The organism is Flavobacterium tistrianum, assembly GCF_003254545.1.
Taxonomy (GTDB): Bacteria; Bacteroidota; Bacteroidia; order Flavobacteriales; family Flavobacteriaceae; genus Flavobacterium; species Flavobacterium tistrianum.
This window is the reverse complement of the sequence record NZ_QJRH01000061.1, coordinates 1-16,720: the sequence shown is the minus strand read 5'-3', so window position 1 is coordinate 16,720 and position 16,720 is coordinate 1. Positions and strand designations below refer to the sequence as shown.

The following is a 16,720-nucleotide window of genomic DNA, read 5'->3' as shown; positions in this document are numbered from 1 at the left end:
AAAAAAAGAAAAAATATGAGCTACACAGATAAAATGTTACGTGATGATGCTTTAAAAGGCAAAGTCATTGTCGTTACAGGCGGCGGAAGCGGTTTAGGCAAAGCTATGACCAAATATTTTCTCGAATTAGGAGCTCAAGTAGCCATAACTTCTAGAGATTTAGAAAAGTTAAAAACTACAGCTACCGAATTAGAAAGTCAGACTGGAGGCAAATGTCTTCCCCTTCAATGTGATGTTCGTCATTACGAAGAAGTAGAAAATATGCTCCAAGAAACTTTAAAAGTTTTCGGAAAAGTAGATATTCTTTTAAATAATGCTGCAGGAAATTTCATTTCGCCAACAGAAAGATTATCAGCCAATGCATTTGATACTGTGATCGATATCGTACTGAAAGGTTCTAAAAACTGTACGCTTGCTTTTGGAAAACACTGGATTGACACCAAACAAACTTCGGCAACGATTTTAAATATAGTAACAACTTACGCTTGGACAGGATCTGCTTATGTTGTTCCTAGTGCTACGGCAAAAGCGGGAGTTTTGGCAATGACAAGAAGTCTTGCTGTAGAATGGGCAAAATACGGAATTCGTTCTAACGCAATTGCTCCTGGTCCATTTCCTACAAAAGGCGCTTGGGACAGATTATTGCCTGGAGATCTTTCAGAGAAATTTGACATGGCTAAAAAAGTGCCATTAAAAAGAGTTGGAGATCATCAAGAATTAGCCAATTTAGCTGCTTATCTGGTTTCTGATTTCTCTTCATACATTAATGGAGATGTAATCACAATTGACGGTGGCGAGTGGTTAAAAGGCGCTGGACAATTCAATTTATTAGAAGCAATTCCAGAAGAGCTTTGGGATCAGCTTGAAATGATGATTAAAGCAAAAAAGAATAAATAATTACAAGTGCTTACTAAATTCAGAATATTTTATTAAATCTATACTGATTGCACGAAATCCCGAAGGTTTACTTTCGGGATTTTTTTTATTTTTTTCACCATATAAGCTCATGTAAGAGATTATAAGCTGATTGGGTATTTTTTCTTTTCTTGTAAATACTAGTTCATTTAAGCACAAAAATCGAACTATTTATATTTACTTATATGGTTCAAAATAAATAATTCGGTCTTTTATCAATATAACAGCAATAATTTCAGTTAAGTAACATTTTGTTTAAATATTTTCTAGCTTAAATTTACTTACATTACTTATATGGTTAAATTATATTAAATGTTTAGCGATTCAGTTAAATTATTATTTTTGCGAAACAAATTATAACATCAAATTTATGCTCATTATTGGAATTGCAGGAGGAACTGGAAGCGGAAAAACAACAGTTGTACACCAAATCATGAACGAATTACCAGACACTGAAGTTGGCGTAATTTCTCAAGATTCGTATTATAAAGAAAACCATAACTTGTCTTTTGACGAGAGAGCATTAATCAATTTTGATCACCCTCGTGCCATCGATTTCGAATTATTGGTAAAACACCTTAAAGCTTTAAAAGCTGGAGAAACCATCGATCAGCCAGTATATTCATTTATTCAGCATAACAGAACAGATGATACAATTACTACTCATCCTAGAAAAGTAATGATTGTTGAAGGAATTTTAATTTTGACAAACCCAGAATTAAGAGAGCTTTTCGATATAAAAATCTATGTTCATGCCGATTCTGACGAAAGATTAATCCGTCGTTTAAAAAGAGATATTTCTGAACGCGGACGTGATATTGACGAGGTTTTAAACCGTTATCAAACTACCTTAAAACCTATGCATGAGCAATTTATAGAGCCAACTAAAGCATTTGCCGATATTATTATTCCGAATGACAAATACAATACGGTAGCAATTGATGTAGTTCGGGCTGTAATTAATCAGCGTATTTCATAATTTTTATCGTAAATTTAAACCATAATAATTAGGAGCTATTTCCCGCTTTCGCCTTTATTCCCGATAAAGAAAAACTACGGCAAAAGGGCCTTGTTTTTCTAAATCAGGAGATACCGGCTCTATCGGGGCTAGAGATAACAAATTCAAAAGAAATATTCGTTTAAAATGAAATTTAAAAATCCATACAAAGACAAAAAATGGTTTAAATACCTTGGAAACAAATACGTTTGGGTTTTGCTATTTTTCATAGTTTGGATGTTATTTTTAGACAATTACTCCTATTTTGATCATCGCTTTCTAGATCAGCAGATACATGAACTTGAGGATAATAAAAAGTATTATCAGGACGAGATCAAAAAAGACCAAGAGCAGATTAAGTTGCTCAAAAATCCAGAACAAATTGAAAAATACGCTCGCGAAAAGTATTTTATGAAGAAAGACAGCGAAGATATTTATATCATTCAATTTGAAGGAGACACAATTCAAGAAAAAGAATAATCAAAAAAACTACAATGGCCACTAACCTATTCGACGATTTTAATCCGATTTCATCCAAACAATGGAAACAAAAAATTCAGTTTGAATTAGATGGAGCCGATTACAATCAAACTGTTATTTGGAATTCTCCAGAAGATATTCAGGTAAAACCTTTTTATCATAGCGATGAATTTACAAAAACAGCAACCGTAAATACTCAAGCATCAGATTTTAAAATCTGCCAAAATATCTTTGTTTTTGATGTAGAAAAATCTATCGAACGCGCTTTAAACACTTTAGAAAGAGGTGCAGAAAGTCTTCGTTTTACAATCGAAAATGATAAAATTGACGTTCAAAAACTATTGGAAAATCTTCCTTTAGAAAACAAAACTGTTTACTTTAATTTCAATTTCATTTCAATCGATTTCGTTAAAAAATTAGATACGATTTCAATTCAGAAAAAAGCTAATTTTTACTGCAATTTTGATCCAATCGGACAATTAGCAAGAGAAGGAAATTGGTTTACAACTTCTGAGAAAAATAATTTTGAAACCGTAGATTTACTTTTTAAAAATACAACCCATTTAAATCTGCTTAGCGTAGATTTGGGATTGTATCAAAATTCTGGAGCTAACATCACTCAGCAAATCGCTTATAGTTTAGCGCATGCAAACGAATATTTAAATCGTTTCTCTGATACTGCAAAATCTATTGTTTTTCAAATTTCAGTTGGAACCAATTATTTTTTTGAAATTGCAAAACTGCGCGCATTAAGAATGCTTTTTGATTTAATTACTGCAGAATATAATTCTAAAATAAAATGCCATTTATTGGCAACTCCAACAAAACGAAACAAAACAATTTACGATTATAATGTCAATATGCTTCGTACCACGACTGAATGTATGTCGGCAATTTTAGGTGGCGCAGATGCAATTGCGAATTTGTCTTACGATGCTTTATATCATAAAGACAATGAATTTGGAGATCGAATTTCTCGAAACCAACTTTTGATTTTAAAGCACGAAAGTTATTTTGATAAAGTCGATAATCCAGCTGACGGAAGTTATTATATTGAAAGCTTAACGATGCAATTGGCAGAAAAAAGTTTGAATTTATTTAAGGAAATCGAAGCCAACGGAGGTTTTCTAAAACTTCTAAATGAAGGCACAATCAAAAAGAAAATTCAGGAAAGTGCCAATAAAGAACAGGAATTATTCGATTCTAAGAAAGAAATCTTATTAGGCACAAATAAATATCCAAACAAAGAAGACAGAATGAAACATGATTTAGAATTGTTTCCTTTTGTAAAAATAAAACCAAGAAAGACATTAATTACCCCCATTATCGAAAAGAGATTGGCAGAGAAAATGGAGCAAGAACGATTGGAATTAGAATAGAAATAAATGATCTTAAATTTATAATGAAAACTATTTTATCACTTCAAAATGTCAAATCAGAGATTGAACAATGGCAAATTGATGAAGTTAGAAAGAGGACAGAAAACTATTTAAAAGATCCTAGCGTTGTTACTGACATAGAGGATTTTTTAAAAGAAATTGAAAATGAACTATAAAGTAGTTATTCTTTTAAACAACAATATTTACATTGAGAAAAGACCTTAAACATATTACTCTTCAAAGTCAAAAGCCGAAAGCTGAAAGTCAAGAAAACTTGGCAGATAACTTTACGACTGCTGAAGGAATCGAAATTAAAAAAAACTATTCTGAGAAAGATATCGAAGAATTAGATTTTCTTGATTTCGGAGCTGGTTTTGCACCAAATTTACGCGGACCATATGCAACGATGTATGTGAGACGTCCGTGGACTATTCGCCAATATGCCGGATTTTCTACTGCTGAAGAAAGCAATGCTTTTTATAGAAAAAATTTAGCTGCAGGCCAAAAAGGACTTTCGATCGCTTTTGATCTTCCAACACATCGCGGTTACGATTCTGATCACGAAAGAGTGGTTGGTGATGTTGGAAAAGCTGGAGTTGCCATTGATTCTGTCGAAGACATGAAAGTACTTTTCGATCAGATTCCGCTAGATGAAATGTCGGTTTCTATGACCATGAATGGAGCCGTTTTACCTATTATGGCTTTTTATATTGTTGCAGCTGAAGAACAAGGCGTTAGTCCAGAAAAATTAGCAGGAACAATCCAAAATGATATTTTAAAGGAGTTTATGGTTAGAAATACTTATATCTATCCGCCTACTCCTTCAATGAAAATAATCGCTGATATTTTTGAATTTACGAGCAAAAAAATGCCAAAATTTAATTCGATATCTATTTCCGGTTATCACATGCAAGAAGCTGGAGCGACGGCCGATATTGAATTAGCTTACACTTTAGCAGATGGTTTAGAATACATCAGAACTGGATTATCTACAGGAATGACCATTGACGATTTTGCTCCAAGATTATCTTTCTTTTGGGCAATCGGCATGAATCATTTTATGGAAATTGCCAAAATGAGAGCTGGGCGAATGATTTGGGCGAAATTATTACAGCAGTTTAATCCTAAAAGCGATAAATCTTTGGCATTGAGAACACACTGCCAAACCAGCGGTTGGAGTTTAACAGAACAAGATCCGTTTAACAATGTGGCAAGAACTTGCATTGAAGCAGCAGCGGCCGCTTTTGGCGGAACACAATCGCTTCATACCAATGCTTTAGACGAGGCAATCGCGCTTCCAACAGATTTCTCTGCAAGAATTGCTAGAAATACTCAGATCTTTCTTCAAGAAGAGACCAAAATCACTAAAACGGTAGATCCTTGGGCAGGAAGTTATTATGTTGAAAGTTTGACTAACGAAATTGTTGAAAAAACTTGGAAACTAATTGAAGAAGTGGAAGAATTGGGCGGAATGACAAAAGCAATTGAAGCTGGAATTCCGAAACTTCGAATCGAAGAAGCTGCGGCTAGAAAACAAGCAAGAATTGACAGCGGACAAGATATTATTGTCGGCGTAAACAAATATCGTTTAGAAAAAGAAGATCCGTTGGATATTTTGGATGTCGACAATCAATTGGTACGTAAACAGCAAGTCGAGCGTCTTGAAGAAATAAAACGAACCAGAGATTCTGAAAAAGTAAATAAGTCACTAGAAAAATTAATCCATTGTGCTCAGACAGGACAAGGAAACTTGTTAGAAAATGCAGTTGAAGCCGCTAGAAACAGAGCAACATTAGGCGAAATCAGTAATGCATTGGAAACTGTTTTTGGCCGTTTTAAAGCACAAATTAAATCTTTTAGCGGAGTGTATAGTGCAGCAATAAAAAATGACGAGAATTTTGAGAAGGCAAAACAACTAGCAGATGTTTTTGCCAAACAAGAAGGAAGACGTCCTAGAATTATGATTGCCAAAATGGGACAAGACGGTCATGATCGAGGCGCAAAAGTAGTTGCTACAGGTTATGCAGATGTAGGCTTTGATGTTGATATAGGTCCGTTATTTCAAACTCCAGCAGAAGCAGCAAAACAAGCTGTGGAAAATGATGTTCATATTTTAGGTGTTTCATCTCTAGCTGCTGGTCACAAAACTTTGGTTCCGCAAGTTATAGAAGAATTAAAAAAACACGGACGAGAAGATATTATGGTAATTGTGGGCGGTGTTATTCCGTCTCAGGACTATCAATTCCTATTTGATGCGGGTGCATCAGCCGTTTTTGGACCTGGAACTAAAATAAGTGAAGCGGCTATAAAAATCTTAGAAGCTTTAATAGATTAGAGTTTACAGTCTCGGTCTCGGTTTTCAGTATTACCGATATGGGAAAATCAATAGAAAAAGAGGTTGTTTCACAAATGTGAAACAACCTCTTTTAATTTAGTCGTTTACTGTTGCGTTACTATCTGCTTCGATAAAAGAAAGATCATAACCTGCAAAATCTCTCATGTAGCTTTTCAAAGAAGTTCCGAAAGCATCTCTAAAATGCCTGCTTCCTTTGTTTTTGAAAAAATTCTTTACAGAACCTGCACCACCTAAATGCGCTGCAGCTAAAATTCCAGATTCGGTAATTTCAATACCACTGATGATTTTGCCTTCGTACTTTTCGATTTCGTTACGTAAAATCCATTTGTTTTTGGCTAATAAAGCCATGAAAGCTTTTTCTTGTAGAGCAGGATCTTTTAAAAAGGCTTTATTATCATTAATTCCGATTGCTCTTAAAGCTTTAGAACCAAATTGATATTTACCCATATAACCAAGAGAATTTACTAATCTGTATTGCCCTTGCGATTCTTTAAAAGCGACTGCTTCTTTAAATCCTATTAGATGATTTCCTGTGTATGGGACGTTGGTGTTTGGATAATCATCCTTTTCTTTTGATGGAAAAATGTATTCTGATCCATCTGTTTTTTCAATTAAAAACCAAGGTTTGGTTTCGTGATTTGAGGGAATAAATCCCAAACTTAAAAATGTAATAATAACGACTAAACTCGCATAAAAATACCATTTCTTTATCATAAATTGTTTTTCTTCAAGACACTGTCACTCTCTTGAAATTTCTACGGTGCAAAGATAAGTCATTTCCAAAATATACTAAAAACCAACACTTTAGCATTTTTTACGTAAAAACGTAAACTGCTTTCATCCCAGGTATAGTAATGGATTCCGAGAGATTTTTGCTCTATCTTTTTACTCCCAAAAATTGAAAATTAGAGTCAAAAAAAATCGTATTTTATATAAATTTTAAGCAAATTTCATCAAAAAGAAAGAATTTTCTTATAATAAAATCTTGTTTTTTAATGCAAATCTTGAAAACTAGTTTTTTAATTTTATAAAAATCAACATTAAAAAATGTTTATTTTTTTATTACTTCAATCTAAAAAATATCCCAAATAGTAAATTCGTAATTATTCGATTTCAAAAACAATTTTGCATTAAAAAGAAATAAAAAAACCGAAGTAGAATTAACTTCGGTTTTAAAATATTATTTAGACAAATCAGATTATCTTGTCACACCTTGACTTGCGATCCAGTCTGAATATTTTTTTGCATTTACGTTGTGTTCTGCCAATGTCGCAGCAAATTCATGGTATCCGAAACGATCTACACTTGCACAGAAATAAATATAATCATTCTTCTCTGGGTTTAAAACTGCTTCTAAAGCTGTAATATCAGGCATTGCAATTGGTCCTGGAGGAAGTCCTTTGTTTACATAAGTATTGTATGGAGATCTCATTACCAAATCATTATAAAAAACTCTTTTTATAACTTGATCAAAATCGTTGTCTCTCAATTTTAAAGCATAAATAACAGTCGGATCTGCTTGCAAAGGCATTTCTAAACGCAAACGGTTTAAATAAACTCCCGCAATACGAGGTCTTTCATCTTTTTTAACTGATTCTTTATGCACAATCGAAGCTAAAATTGTAGCTTGAACTGGAGTTAAACCCTGCGCTTTTGCTTTAGCGATTCTGTCAGCTGTCCAGAAATTGTGGTATTCTTTAATCATTTTATCACGGAACTTCTCAGCCGAAGTGTTCCAATAAATTTCATAAGTATTTGGAATAAACATTGCAAAAACGTTTTCTTCATTAAACCCATTTGCTGCTAAGAAAGTAGAATCTTTTATAGCTTTCAATAATGATAAACTGTCAGCCTCAATTTCTTTTCCAATTCGTCCAGCAAAATTTTCTAATCTTTCCTGATTATTAAAAACCAATTTAACCGGAATATTAGATCTCATTGCACGTACTAAGTCAATATTGTTCATGTCTTTCTTTAAAAGAAAACGACCCGATTTTACATTTTGCGGATAATCTCTCTTTTCGGCAACCATTTCAAAGTTGTCAAAATTCTTTATGTAAGGCGCTAAAATCTTCTTTACATCGGCATAATTTGCATCCGTCGGCACATAGACGTACACTTCTTTTTCCTCAAATTTAGTATTAGAACTAAAAATTTTACTGATTAATATAAAACCATAAATCAATAAAACTGAAATTATGGCTACGGCACTTATTGTGATTATTTTTTTTAGACTCAAAGCTTAAAATTTAAATTTGTTTATTAATTAGCTGAAAAATTGCTTCATCATGATAGCGGTTGTGATACAAAATCCAGTCTTTTTTTATTCCGATTTTCTTGAAACCAAATTTAGTAAAAAGTGCAATACTCGCTACATTTTGCACTCCAATATTTGCATATAATTGATGCAGATTTAAATTAGTAAAAGAATAATTTATTAAAAGTTCTAAAGCCTCAGAACCAATGTTTTTCCTTTGATTTTCTTCTTTCTGAATGACAATGCCAATTCCTGCCCTATTATTTCTAGGATCAAATTCAAATAAATCAATTAATCCAATAGCAGGGAAATCTTCGTCTTGACAGATTGCCAAACGAAGCTGTTTTGCTTCATAAATATCTTGATGGGCATTTTCTAAATATTGTTTAATCAAAAAACGGCTATAAGGAGTTTGCGTATTACTAACTTCCCAAATATTTTCGTCATTTTCTATAGAATAAATGAACTCTAGATCTTGAGGTTCAAGTGCACGCAAATAAATCGAATCGCCTTTTAATGTAATCATCTGGATATTTTAGATTTTTGATTGCAGATTTTAGATTTAAATCTCGATTGTTCCTTTAAAAACAAATTTCGCAGGACCTGTCAAAAAAACATTTGTATAACCATCATTATCTTTATCAAAAGAAACTACCAGTTTTCCTCCTTCAACATTTAAGTTTATCGAAGTTTTATCTGTTTCTCCAATCGCATTCATCGCAATCGCAACTGCTGTCGCTCCAGTTCCACATGCCAAAGTTTCATCTTCAACACCTCTTTCGTATGTTCTTAAAGAAAAAGTGTCGTTGTCTACTTTTTTAACAAAATTGACATTGCTTCCTTTTTCTCCATACAATTCACCGTAACGAATTGCGGCTCCATTTTCTTTTACATTATAATGTTCCAAATCATCTACAATCTGAACATGATGCGGAGAACCTGTATTTAGGAAAGTATAAGAATCTTTTTTCTGAATTTCGTTTACATCAATCATTTGCAAAGAAACAATTGAATCGGCATTTACAGAAGCATGATGCAATCCGTCAGTTGCGATAAAAGTCGTTTTATCATCGATAACTCCCAATTGATTGGCGAAAGCGACAAGACAACGTCCACCATTTCCGCACATCGAACTTTGGTTTCCGTCAGAGTTGTAATAAACCATTCTGAAGTCAGTTTCAGAATCATTTTCAAGTAAAATTAATCCGTCTGCTCCAATTCCGAAACGTCTGTCGCACAGACGTTCAATAAGTTTTACATCCTCTTTCGGAAAAAAATTTGAACGGTTATCAATCATTACAAAATCGTTTCCGGTACCTTGATATTTATAAAATTCTATTTGCATTTTTTAGTTGTTAGAAATACAAAAGTACGAACTATTAATTAATGAAATGTTAATCATTGTTAAAGAGCGTTAAACCGTTTTTACAAATAATTTTTTGAAGTAATTTTACGTTAAATAAAACATGAAACTTAAATTCTAATAACTTAATTACAAATTCTAATATGAAAAGATTTTCAGCCTTATTTTTAGTGTCATTATTAAGTGGTGCTATTACTCTTGGTGCTTACAAGTTATTATTTGAAAGCAACAATTCTTTTTTTGGAAAAGGAAATTCTGTTGTAACTCTTGCCCCTAATTCTTATGGAAAAAATGTTGGATTAGGTGCTGAAACATTAGATTTTACCGAAGCCGCAGACAAAACTGTGCATACTGTTGTTCACGTAAAAAATGTTTCGAGAAGAACTGTAAGCAATCCGATGCTTGAGTTTTTCTACGGATATGGCGGACAGCAGCAGCAAGAACAAGTAGGAACTGGTTCTGGCGTAATTATTTCTGAAGACGGATACATTGTGACTAATAATCACGTAATTAAAGACGCTACAGAAATTGAAATTACTTTAAACAATAAAAAATCATACAAAGCGAAGTTAATTGGTACTGATTCTAAAATGGACATTGCCCTTTTAAAAATTAATGCCGATGAGAAACTTCCTTACACTGCTTTTGCAAATTCTGATAATGTAAAAGTTGGTGAATGGGTATTGGCAGTTGGAAATCCATATAATTTGACTTCTACTGTAACTGCGGGAATTGTTTCTGCGAAAGCGAGAAATTTAGACCAAAGCGGAATCCAATCTTTCATACAAACTGATGCTGCAGTAAACCCAGGTAATAGCGGTGGAGCGTTAGTAAATGCGAGAGGTGAATTAATCGGAATTAATACCATGATTTCTTCTATGACTGGTTCTTATGTTGGATATTCTTTTGCTGTCCCTTCTAATATTGCCCGCAAAATTATTGAGGATATTATGGAATATGGAAATGTTCAAAGAGGTATTCTTGGAGTTGAAGGAGGCGAATTGAATGCAACAGCTTCTAAAGAATTGGGAGTGACAGAAACACAAGGATTCTATATTAATAGAGTTTCTAAAAATTCAGGTGCAGAAAAAGCTGGTTTAACTAAAGGAGACATCATTGTAAAATTGGATGATCAGAACATTGCTACTTATGCAGATTTATCTGGCTATATCAATACAAAACGTCCGAACGATGTTGTAAAAGTAACTTACATTAAAGACGGAAAAACCAAAACAGTTCCTGTAACTTTAAGTAAAAACGAATTTTACAGCGCTGAATTTAAAGGAATCGAATTGGAAAACATCGATGCTGCCGACAAGAAAAAATTCAGAATTGATTATGGTGTAAAAATTAAAAACATCACCAACGAGAATTTAATGCAATATCAAAACGAATTATTAGGAAATATTATCCTTAGTATTGATAATATAAAAGCAACAAATGTTGAAACGGTTTCAAAACTTTTAAGTAAAAAAGACGAAGGCCAAAGCGTACGAATTGAAATGATCAACAGAAATGGAGAAATTTTCAGAATTATAATTTAAGTCGCAGTTTTCGGTCACAGTTTTCAGTTACTAAAACTGAAAACTGTGACTGTGACTGAAAACTTCAAAAAATGCCATCTTAAGAAAATTAAGGTGGCTTTTTTATTTTCAAAAATAAATGCTAAAATAGTTTACGAAATCGATTGAAATAGATACTTTTGCGCCAAATTTTAAAATAGTGAGCATTTTATTTTTTCAATTATGAGTAACAAATCATTGTACCAAAAAGAGGTATCCTTACAAGTCGACCGAAGAAAAGCAGGTGTCGAATTAATTAAAGTCATAAGCGATTTATGGTATGACAAGTCTATCGAGATGGTTTTATTCAAGAATCAATTATTGGATAAAAACGTTAGCGATATTATAAATCTTCATCAATATGCTGGTGAATTCGTAGGCAAACCAATCAGTATTTTTGATTCGGTTGAAATTGCAAAAGTAGTTTTATCCTTAGATCTTCCGCCAGCAAAAATAGATTTAGGAAAACTAACTTACGAATACCGTTTAGAAGATGAGAAATATCCTGATGCAAGATATTTTGTTATTGAAAAATTGAAAAAAGCAAAATCTTCAAAAGAAATCAAACCAAAGGATATCGTTTTATATGGCTTTGGAAGAATTGGACGTTTATTGGCGAGAGAGCTAATGTCTAAAACTGGGAAAGGAGATCAATTGCGTCTAAGAGCGATTGTAACTCGTGATAAAAATGATGCAACAATCTTAGAGAAACGAGCTTCTCTATTGCGATATGACTCCATTCACGGAGATTTTCAAGGATCTGTAATAGCCGATGCTAAAAATAATGCCTTAATTATTAACGGAACAACTGTTCATATCATTACAGCAAATTCTCCTGAAGAAATTGATTATACGGCATACGGAATTAATGATGCCTTAGTAATTGATAACACTGGAGCCTTTACAACCGAAGAAGCATTAAAAAGACATTTAACCTCAAACGGAGCTAGTAAAGTTTTGCTGACTGCTCCCGGAAAAGGTGTTCCAAACATTGTTCATGGTGTAAATCACAATGAATTTAATCCTGATGAAGTAAATATTTTCTCTGCCGCATCTTGTACAACAAATGCCATTACTCCAATTTTAAAGGTTGTTGAAGAAACTCTTGGAGTTGTAAAAGGTCATTTAGAAACAATTCATGCCTATACCAACGACCAAAATTTGGTTGATAATATGCATAAAAAATACCGTCGCGGAAGAGCTGCTGCTTTAAATATGGTAATTACTGAAACTGGCGCAGGAAGTGCTGTTGCAAAAGCTTTACCATCATTGGAAGGAAAATTAACTTCAAATGCTATTCGAGTTCCTGTTCCTAATGGCTCTCTTGTTGTTTTAAATTTAGAAGTTAAGAAAGCGACATCGATTACTGCAATCAATAAAATTATGAAGAAATATGCTCTTGAAGGAGAACTTGTAGAGCAAATCAAATATTCTTTAAACAACGAATTGGTTTCGTCTGATATAGTTGGAACTTCTGCTCCATCTATTTATGACAGCAATGCTACCATTGTTTCAAAGGATGGAAAAAATATAGTGCTATATATTTGGTATGACAATGAATATGGATATAGCCATCAAGTTATTCGTTTAGCAAAATATATTGCCAAAGTAAGACGTTATACCTATTATTAATTCAACCAAACTAACTTTTTTTCTTAAAGCCATCAGGATTTTCTTGATGGTTTTTTGTTTTAGTTTAAATAGGAAGAACAGTAGTACTCTTTACTTCTGAAATTACAAAAACGGTATTTATTAAAGAAACTTCAGGCAGAACCGATAATTTTTTCTGATGAAAGTGATGATAGCTTTCCATATCTGGAATTATGATTTTCAGCATATAATCGAAGTTTCCTGAAACGTAATTACACTCTACTACTTCTGGCAAATTCAAAATCGATTGATTAAACCCTTCCGACGTATCATAAGTCTGTTTTGTCAGTGTAACTTGGCAATAAACTGTCAAATTATTTCCAAGTTTTTTCTTATCTAAAAGTGTCACATATTTTTCTATAATCCCATCTTTTTCAAGACGTTTCACACGATCATGAACAGGTGTCAAAGACAAATTTATTTTGTTTGCAATGTCTTTTAAAGTATAGTGAGCGTCTTCTTGCAAAAGACGTAAGATTTTTTTGTCAATTTCATCTAAAGCCATAACGAAAACGTTTTATTAAAATTAGTTCGATTTAGTCATTTTTTCTTTTTGAAGAATAAATTTTGTTCCAAAACAGAATATTTTTCTGTAAAATTAAAAAATAAAATAATATTTTCTTATTTATTAAGCCTTAAACCATAATTTATTCTCTATCTGTAGATTTGTAAAACAAATTCAATAAAAACAAAAAAATATAACAAAATGATAATAGGTGTTCCTAAAGAAATAAAAAATAACGAGAACAGAGTTGCTTTAACTCCTGCAGGTGTTTCTGAAATGAAAAAGCACGGACATACAGTTTATGTTCAATCTACTGCTGGTTTAGGAAGTGGTTTCTCTGACGCAGAATATGCAGAAGCTGGTGCAATTGTTTTACCAACAATTGAAGAAGTTTATGCTATTGCAGAAATGATTATCAAAGTAAAAGAGCCAATTGCTTCTGAATACCCATTGATCAAAAAAGATCAATTATTATTCACATACTTCCACTTTGCTTCTTCTGAAGAATTAACGCATGCAATGTTAGAAAAAGGAGCTGTATGTTTAGCTTATGAAACTGTTGAGAAAACTGACAGAAGCTTACCATTATTAGTTCCAATGTCTGAAGTTGCAGGTCGTATGGCAATTCAACAAGGGGCAAAATACCTTGAAAAACCATTAAAAGGAAGAGGAATTCTTTTAGGAGGTGTTCCAGGTGTTCCGCCTGCAAAAGTATTGGTTTTAGGTGGAGGAATCGTAGGAACTCAAGCTGCTAAAATGGCTGCTGGTTTAGGTGCTCAAGTTACTATCATGGACTTAAGCTTACCACGTTTACGTCAATTGGATGATATTATGCCAGCAAACGTAAATACAGAAATGTCTAACCACTACAATATCACAAGAGCGATTAAAGATGCTGACTTAATTGTTGGAGCAGTTTTAATTCCAGGAGCAAAAGCACCTCACTTAATCACTCGCGATATGCTTAAATTAATGCGTCCGGGAACTGTTGTTGTTGACGTAGCGGTAGACCAAGGAGGATGTATTGAAACTTGTACTCCAACAACTCACGAAAATCCAACTTTCATTATTGACGATATCGTTCATTACTGTGTAGCTAATATGCCAGGGGCTGTTCCTTACACTTCTACTTTAGCTTTAACAAATGCAACTTTACCATATGCTGTACAATTAGCAAACAAAGGATGGGAAAAAGCTTGTGCAGAAAATGAAGAATTGAAAAAAGGATTAAACGTAGCGAATGGAAAAATCCTTTACAAAGGAGTTGCAGAAGCTTGGAATTTACCTTTTAACGAAGAAATAGTATTAGCAAACGCATAGTGCTAATACTTATTAAGTGCTTACTAAGTCACTATTACAAGAAGGCTTTTCTTAATTGAAAAGCCTTTTTTTTATGGCATAAAAAAACCTGTCATGAAGACAGGTTTTAAATATTATATTTTCTTATTTTTTATTGTCTAGAACTTCAGTCATAACTTTAGCTTCGGTTCCATTTGGAAAAGTAACTTTAATTTTTTGAGCTATTGTTGGAGCAATTTCTGTAATCGCTTTTTTATCATAAGATTCCCCTTTTTTGATGTGCCAACCATAGAAAATAGCTGGAACATGCGTATCATAACTATAAATTGTACCATGCGATGTTCCTGTAGGTGTATATTCTATCATTCCAGGCTTATCTACAATAACTAAATCACCATTTTGTGTAACATCATATCCTTTCGCTACAAAATTAAGAGCATAATCATTTCCAGCATTAGCTAAAATTTCTTCTTCTGTGTAAACCTTCTTAACTTGCGGTTGAGTAATTAAAAACTTTTTAAAAGCATCTTTAATTTTATCAAGGTCTAATTTCTTGTCTTTAATAATTTGTTTATTGAAGAAAACATTAAAGTTAGAGTAATTTTGAACTAAATCTACACCAAAGGTTTTAAATGAAAAATCTTGTAGACTTTTCTTAACCTCTTTTGAAGGATAATTATCTACATTATACTTACGATCTTTCAAATAAATTACATTCTCAGCTCCAGCATGGTCAGCAGTTAAGAAAAGTAAATAATTTCCTTTTCCAACAGTTTTATCCAAATAAGCCAAGAAATCAGCAATTGTTTGATCCAATCTTAAATAAGTATCTTGAAGTTCCATCGATCTAGGCCCTAATAAATGACCTACATAGTCTGTAGAAGAAAAACTAACCGTTAAGAAATCTGTAACATTATCTTTGCCCAATTCTTCTTTCTCAATAGCTCTTTTTGCAAACTCAGCTAAAAGATCATTCCCAAAAGGAGTAGCTCTTATAACTCCAGCATCATTTTTCTCATACATTGATTTCAAATCGTATGGAAAAACAGGAGCTGCACTTCCGTATAATTTCCCTTCATAAGGATTATTATCAGGAAGACTTTCATTGTAAACTGAAGCAGGCTTATACAAATCCCAACCTTTATTAATATATTTTAAATAGTTTTTTTCATTATTGAATTCTGTAACCCATTCAGGTAATTTTTCACCGTAAAAAGTACTAGAAATAAAAGAACCTGTTTTACTATACCAAAATGCCCAGTTAGCAAAATGACCAGCTGGCAATATAGCGCCTCTATCCTTTAAACTCATCCCAATAACTTTTCCAGTAAAATTGGTAGCCATTCTTACTTCGTCAGTAATGGTAGTACTTTGAAGATTTTTTGGAGACATAGCGCCTTCTTCTACTGTACCGTCTCCTACTGTTTTAACACCAGCATCATCAGTACAGTACGTTTCTTTACCAAGCGTTCTACTAAACCATTCGTTACCTACAATTCCGTGAGTAGCTGGAGTTGTACCTGTGTAGATTGAAGCATGTCCCGGAGCGGTATAAGTTGGCATATAATTGTAATGCATATTCTGGAAAGTAAACCCATCATTCATTAATCTTTTAAAGCCGTTTGGAGAAAAATCATCTGAAAAACGATATAAATACTCCATTTTCATTTGATCGACAACTATACCCACCACTAACTTTGGACGTTGTTGTGCACTTAAACCTGTAACAGCAAGAAGCGCTAACAATAAAATATTTTTCTTCATGTTTAAATAAAATAATTGAAACACAAAAATACTCATTCAAATCCAAAAACTCTAAGGTATCAATATTTAACCTTATACAATTGACTATAATTTAACACTTATAGGCTCAAGACTGCAGATCCTTATGGCGTTTCCCTACGGGCCGTGCTGTCCGCTGTATCTTTTGCGGGAGAAAGGATAGGGAAAAAAGAAT

Annotated in this window: 15 protein-coding genes; 9 read left to right on the top strand and 6 right to left on the bottom strand. The window is 33.0% G+C overall.

Features of this window, described 5'->3' with window-relative positions; genetic code table 11:
• Nucleotides 1-15: 15 nt before the first annotated feature.
• The 6 genes from DMB71_RS03950 to scpA all read left to right on the top strand — a co-directional run bounded on the left by DMB71_RS03950 (nt 16) and on the right by scpA (nt 6,106).
• Nucleotides 16-897, top strand: coding sequence for an SDR family oxidoreductase (locus DMB71_RS03950; protein ID WP_162614777.1), 882 nt, complete (start codon nt 16-18; stop codon nt 895-897).
• Between the two features lie 388 nt (nt 898-1,285).
• The gene (udk, locus tag DMB71_RS03945; protein WP_111363887.1) at nt 1,286-1,894 is read left to right on the top strand and encodes a uridine kinase; all 609 of its coding nucleotides are present in this window, start codon (nt 1,286-1,288) and stop codon (nt 1,892-1,894) included.
• Nucleotides 1,895-2,059: 165 nt separating this feature from the next.
• Nucleotides 2,060-2,392: an FtsB family cell division protein gene (locus DMB71_RS03940; RefSeq protein ID WP_111363885.1), complete on the top strand. Its 333-nt coding sequence runs from the start codon at nt 2,060-2,062 to the stop codon at nt 2,390-2,392.
• A gap of 14 nt (nt 2,393-2,406) precedes the next feature.
• Nucleotides 2,407-3,771, top strand: a complete 1,365-nt coding sequence (locus tag DMB71_RS03935) for a methylmalonyl-CoA mutase subunit beta (protein ID WP_111363883.1) — start codon at nt 2,407-2,409, stop codon at nt 3,769-3,771.
• Between the two features lie 23 nt (nt 3,772-3,794).
• A complete protein-coding gene (locus DMB71_RS21940; RefSeq protein ID WP_162614776.1) occupies nt 3,795-3,947 on the top strand; it encodes a hypothetical protein in 153 nt (50 codons plus the stop codon).
• 32 nt (nt 3,948-3,979) lie between these two features.
• Complete coding sequence (gene scpA, locus DMB71_RS03930) at nt 3,980-6,106, top strand: methylmalonyl-CoA mutase (protein ID WP_111363882.1); 2,127 nt, start codon at nt 3,980-3,982, stop codon at nt 6,104-6,106.
• Between the two features lie 96 nt (nt 6,107-6,202).
• Here scpA and DMB71_RS03925 read toward each other — a convergent pair whose 3' ends face one another.
• From DMB71_RS03925 to dapF, 4 genes are all read right to left on the bottom strand, one after another.
• Nucleotides 6,203-6,841: a peptidoglycan-binding protein LysM gene (locus tag DMB71_RS03925; protein WP_111363880.1), complete on the bottom strand. Its 639-nt coding sequence runs from the start codon at nt 6,839-6,841 to the stop codon at nt 6,203-6,205.
• Between the two features lie 484 nt (nt 6,842-7,325).
• Nucleotides 7,326-8,366, bottom strand: a complete 1,041-nt coding sequence (mltG, locus tag DMB71_RS03920; RefSeq protein WP_111363878.1) for an endolytic transglycosylase MltG — start codon at nt 8,364-8,366, stop codon at nt 7,326-7,328.
• Between the two features lie 10 nt (nt 8,367-8,376).
• A complete protein-coding gene (locus DMB71_RS03915) occupies nt 8,377-8,910 on the bottom strand; it encodes a GNAT family N-acetyltransferase (RefSeq protein WP_111363876.1) in 534 nt (177 codons plus the stop codon).
• 36 nt (nt 8,911-8,946) lie between these two features.
• Nucleotides 8,947-9,729, bottom strand: a complete 783-nt coding sequence (gene dapF, locus DMB71_RS03910; RefSeq protein WP_111363875.1) for a diaminopimelate epimerase — start codon at nt 9,727-9,729, stop codon at nt 8,947-8,949.
• A 161-nt stretch (nt 9,730-9,890) separates the two neighbouring features.
• Here dapF and DMB71_RS03905 point away from each other — a divergent pair, with 161 nt between their 5' ends.
• Both DMB71_RS03905 and DMB71_RS03900 read left to right on the top strand, forming a co-directional pair.
• Complete coding sequence (locus DMB71_RS03905) at nt 9,891-11,291, top strand: trypsin-like peptidase domain-containing protein (RefSeq protein WP_111363873.1); 1,401 nt, start codon at nt 9,891-9,893, stop codon at nt 11,289-11,291.
• Nucleotides 11,292-11,492: 201 nt separating this feature from the next.
• Nucleotides 11,493-12,941, top strand: a complete 1,449-nt coding sequence (locus tag DMB71_RS03900; protein ID WP_111363872.1) for a glyceraldehyde-3-phosphate dehydrogenase — start codon at nt 11,493-11,495, stop codon at nt 12,939-12,941.
• Nucleotides 12,942-13,005: 64 nt separating this feature from the next.
• Here DMB71_RS03900 and DMB71_RS03895 read toward each other — a convergent pair whose 3' ends face one another.
• On the bottom strand, nt 13,006-13,464 hold the full coding sequence (locus DMB71_RS03895) for an Lrp/AsnC family transcriptional regulator (RefSeq protein ID WP_008467950.1): 459 nt from the start codon (nt 13,462-13,464) through the stop codon (nt 13,006-13,008).
• A gap of 201 nt (nt 13,465-13,665) precedes the next feature.
• Between DMB71_RS03895 and ald the strand changes: the two genes are divergently transcribed.
• On the top strand, nt 13,666-14,784 hold the full coding sequence (ald, locus tag DMB71_RS03890) for an alanine dehydrogenase (protein WP_111363870.1): 1,119 nt from the start codon (nt 13,666-13,668) through the stop codon (nt 14,782-14,784).
• A gap of 123 nt (nt 14,785-14,907) precedes the next feature.
• Here the strand turns inward: ald and pafA are convergent, their stop codons facing one another.
• Nucleotides 14,908-16,527, bottom strand: coding sequence for an alkaline phosphatase PafA (gene pafA / locus DMB71_RS03885; protein ID WP_111363869.1), 1,620 nt, complete (start codon nt 16,525-16,527; stop codon nt 14,908-14,910).
• Between the last annotated feature and the right edge of the window lie 193 nt (nt 16,528-16,720).

Coding starts and splice junctions, on each gene's coding strand:
- dapF (WP_111363875.1), bottom strand. CDS start 9,729: ATGCAAATAGAATTTTATAAATATCAAGGTACCGGAAACGATTTTGTA.
- DMB71_RS03925 (WP_111363880.1), bottom strand. CDS start 6,841: ATGATAAAGAAATGGTATTTTTATGCGAGTTTAGTCGTTATTATTACA.
- DMB71_RS03905 (WP_111363873.1), top strand. CDS start 9,891: ATGAAAAGATTTTCAGCCTTATTTTTAGTGTCATTATTAAGTGGTGCT.
- DMB71_RS03950 (WP_162614777.1), top strand. CDS start 16: ATGAGCTACACAGATAAAATGTTACGTGATGATGCTTTAAAAGGCAAA.
- DMB71_RS03940 (WP_111363885.1), top strand. CDS start 2,060: ATGAAATTTAAAAATCCATACAAAGACAAAAAATGGTTTAAATACCTT.
- pafA (WP_111363869.1), bottom strand. CDS start 16,527: ATGAAGAAAAATATTTTATTGTTAGCGCTTCTTGCTGTTACAGGTTTA.
- udk (WP_111363887.1), top strand. CDS start 1,286: ATGCTCATTATTGGAATTGCAGGAGGAACTGGAAGCGGAAAAACAACA.
- DMB71_RS03935 (WP_111363883.1), top strand. CDS start 2,407: ATGGCCACTAACCTATTCGACGATTTTAATCCGATTTCATCCAAACAA.
- ald (WP_111363870.1), top strand. CDS start 13,666: ATGATAATAGGTGTTCCTAAAGAAATAAAAAATAACGAGAACAGAGTT.
- DMB71_RS03900 (WP_111363872.1), top strand. CDS start 11,493: ATGAGTAACAAATCATTGTACCAAAAAGAGGTATCCTTACAAGTCGAC.
- DMB71_RS03915 (WP_111363876.1), bottom strand. CDS start 8,910: ATGATTACATTAAAAGGCGATTCGATTTATTTGCGTGCACTTGAACCT.
- DMB71_RS03895 (WP_008467950.1), bottom strand. CDS start 13,464: ATGGCTTTAGATGAAATTGACAAAAAAATCTTACGTCTTTTGCAAGAA.
- DMB71_RS21940 (WP_162614776.1), top strand. CDS start 3,795: ATGAAAACTATTTTATCACTTCAAAATGTCAAATCAGAGATTGAACAA.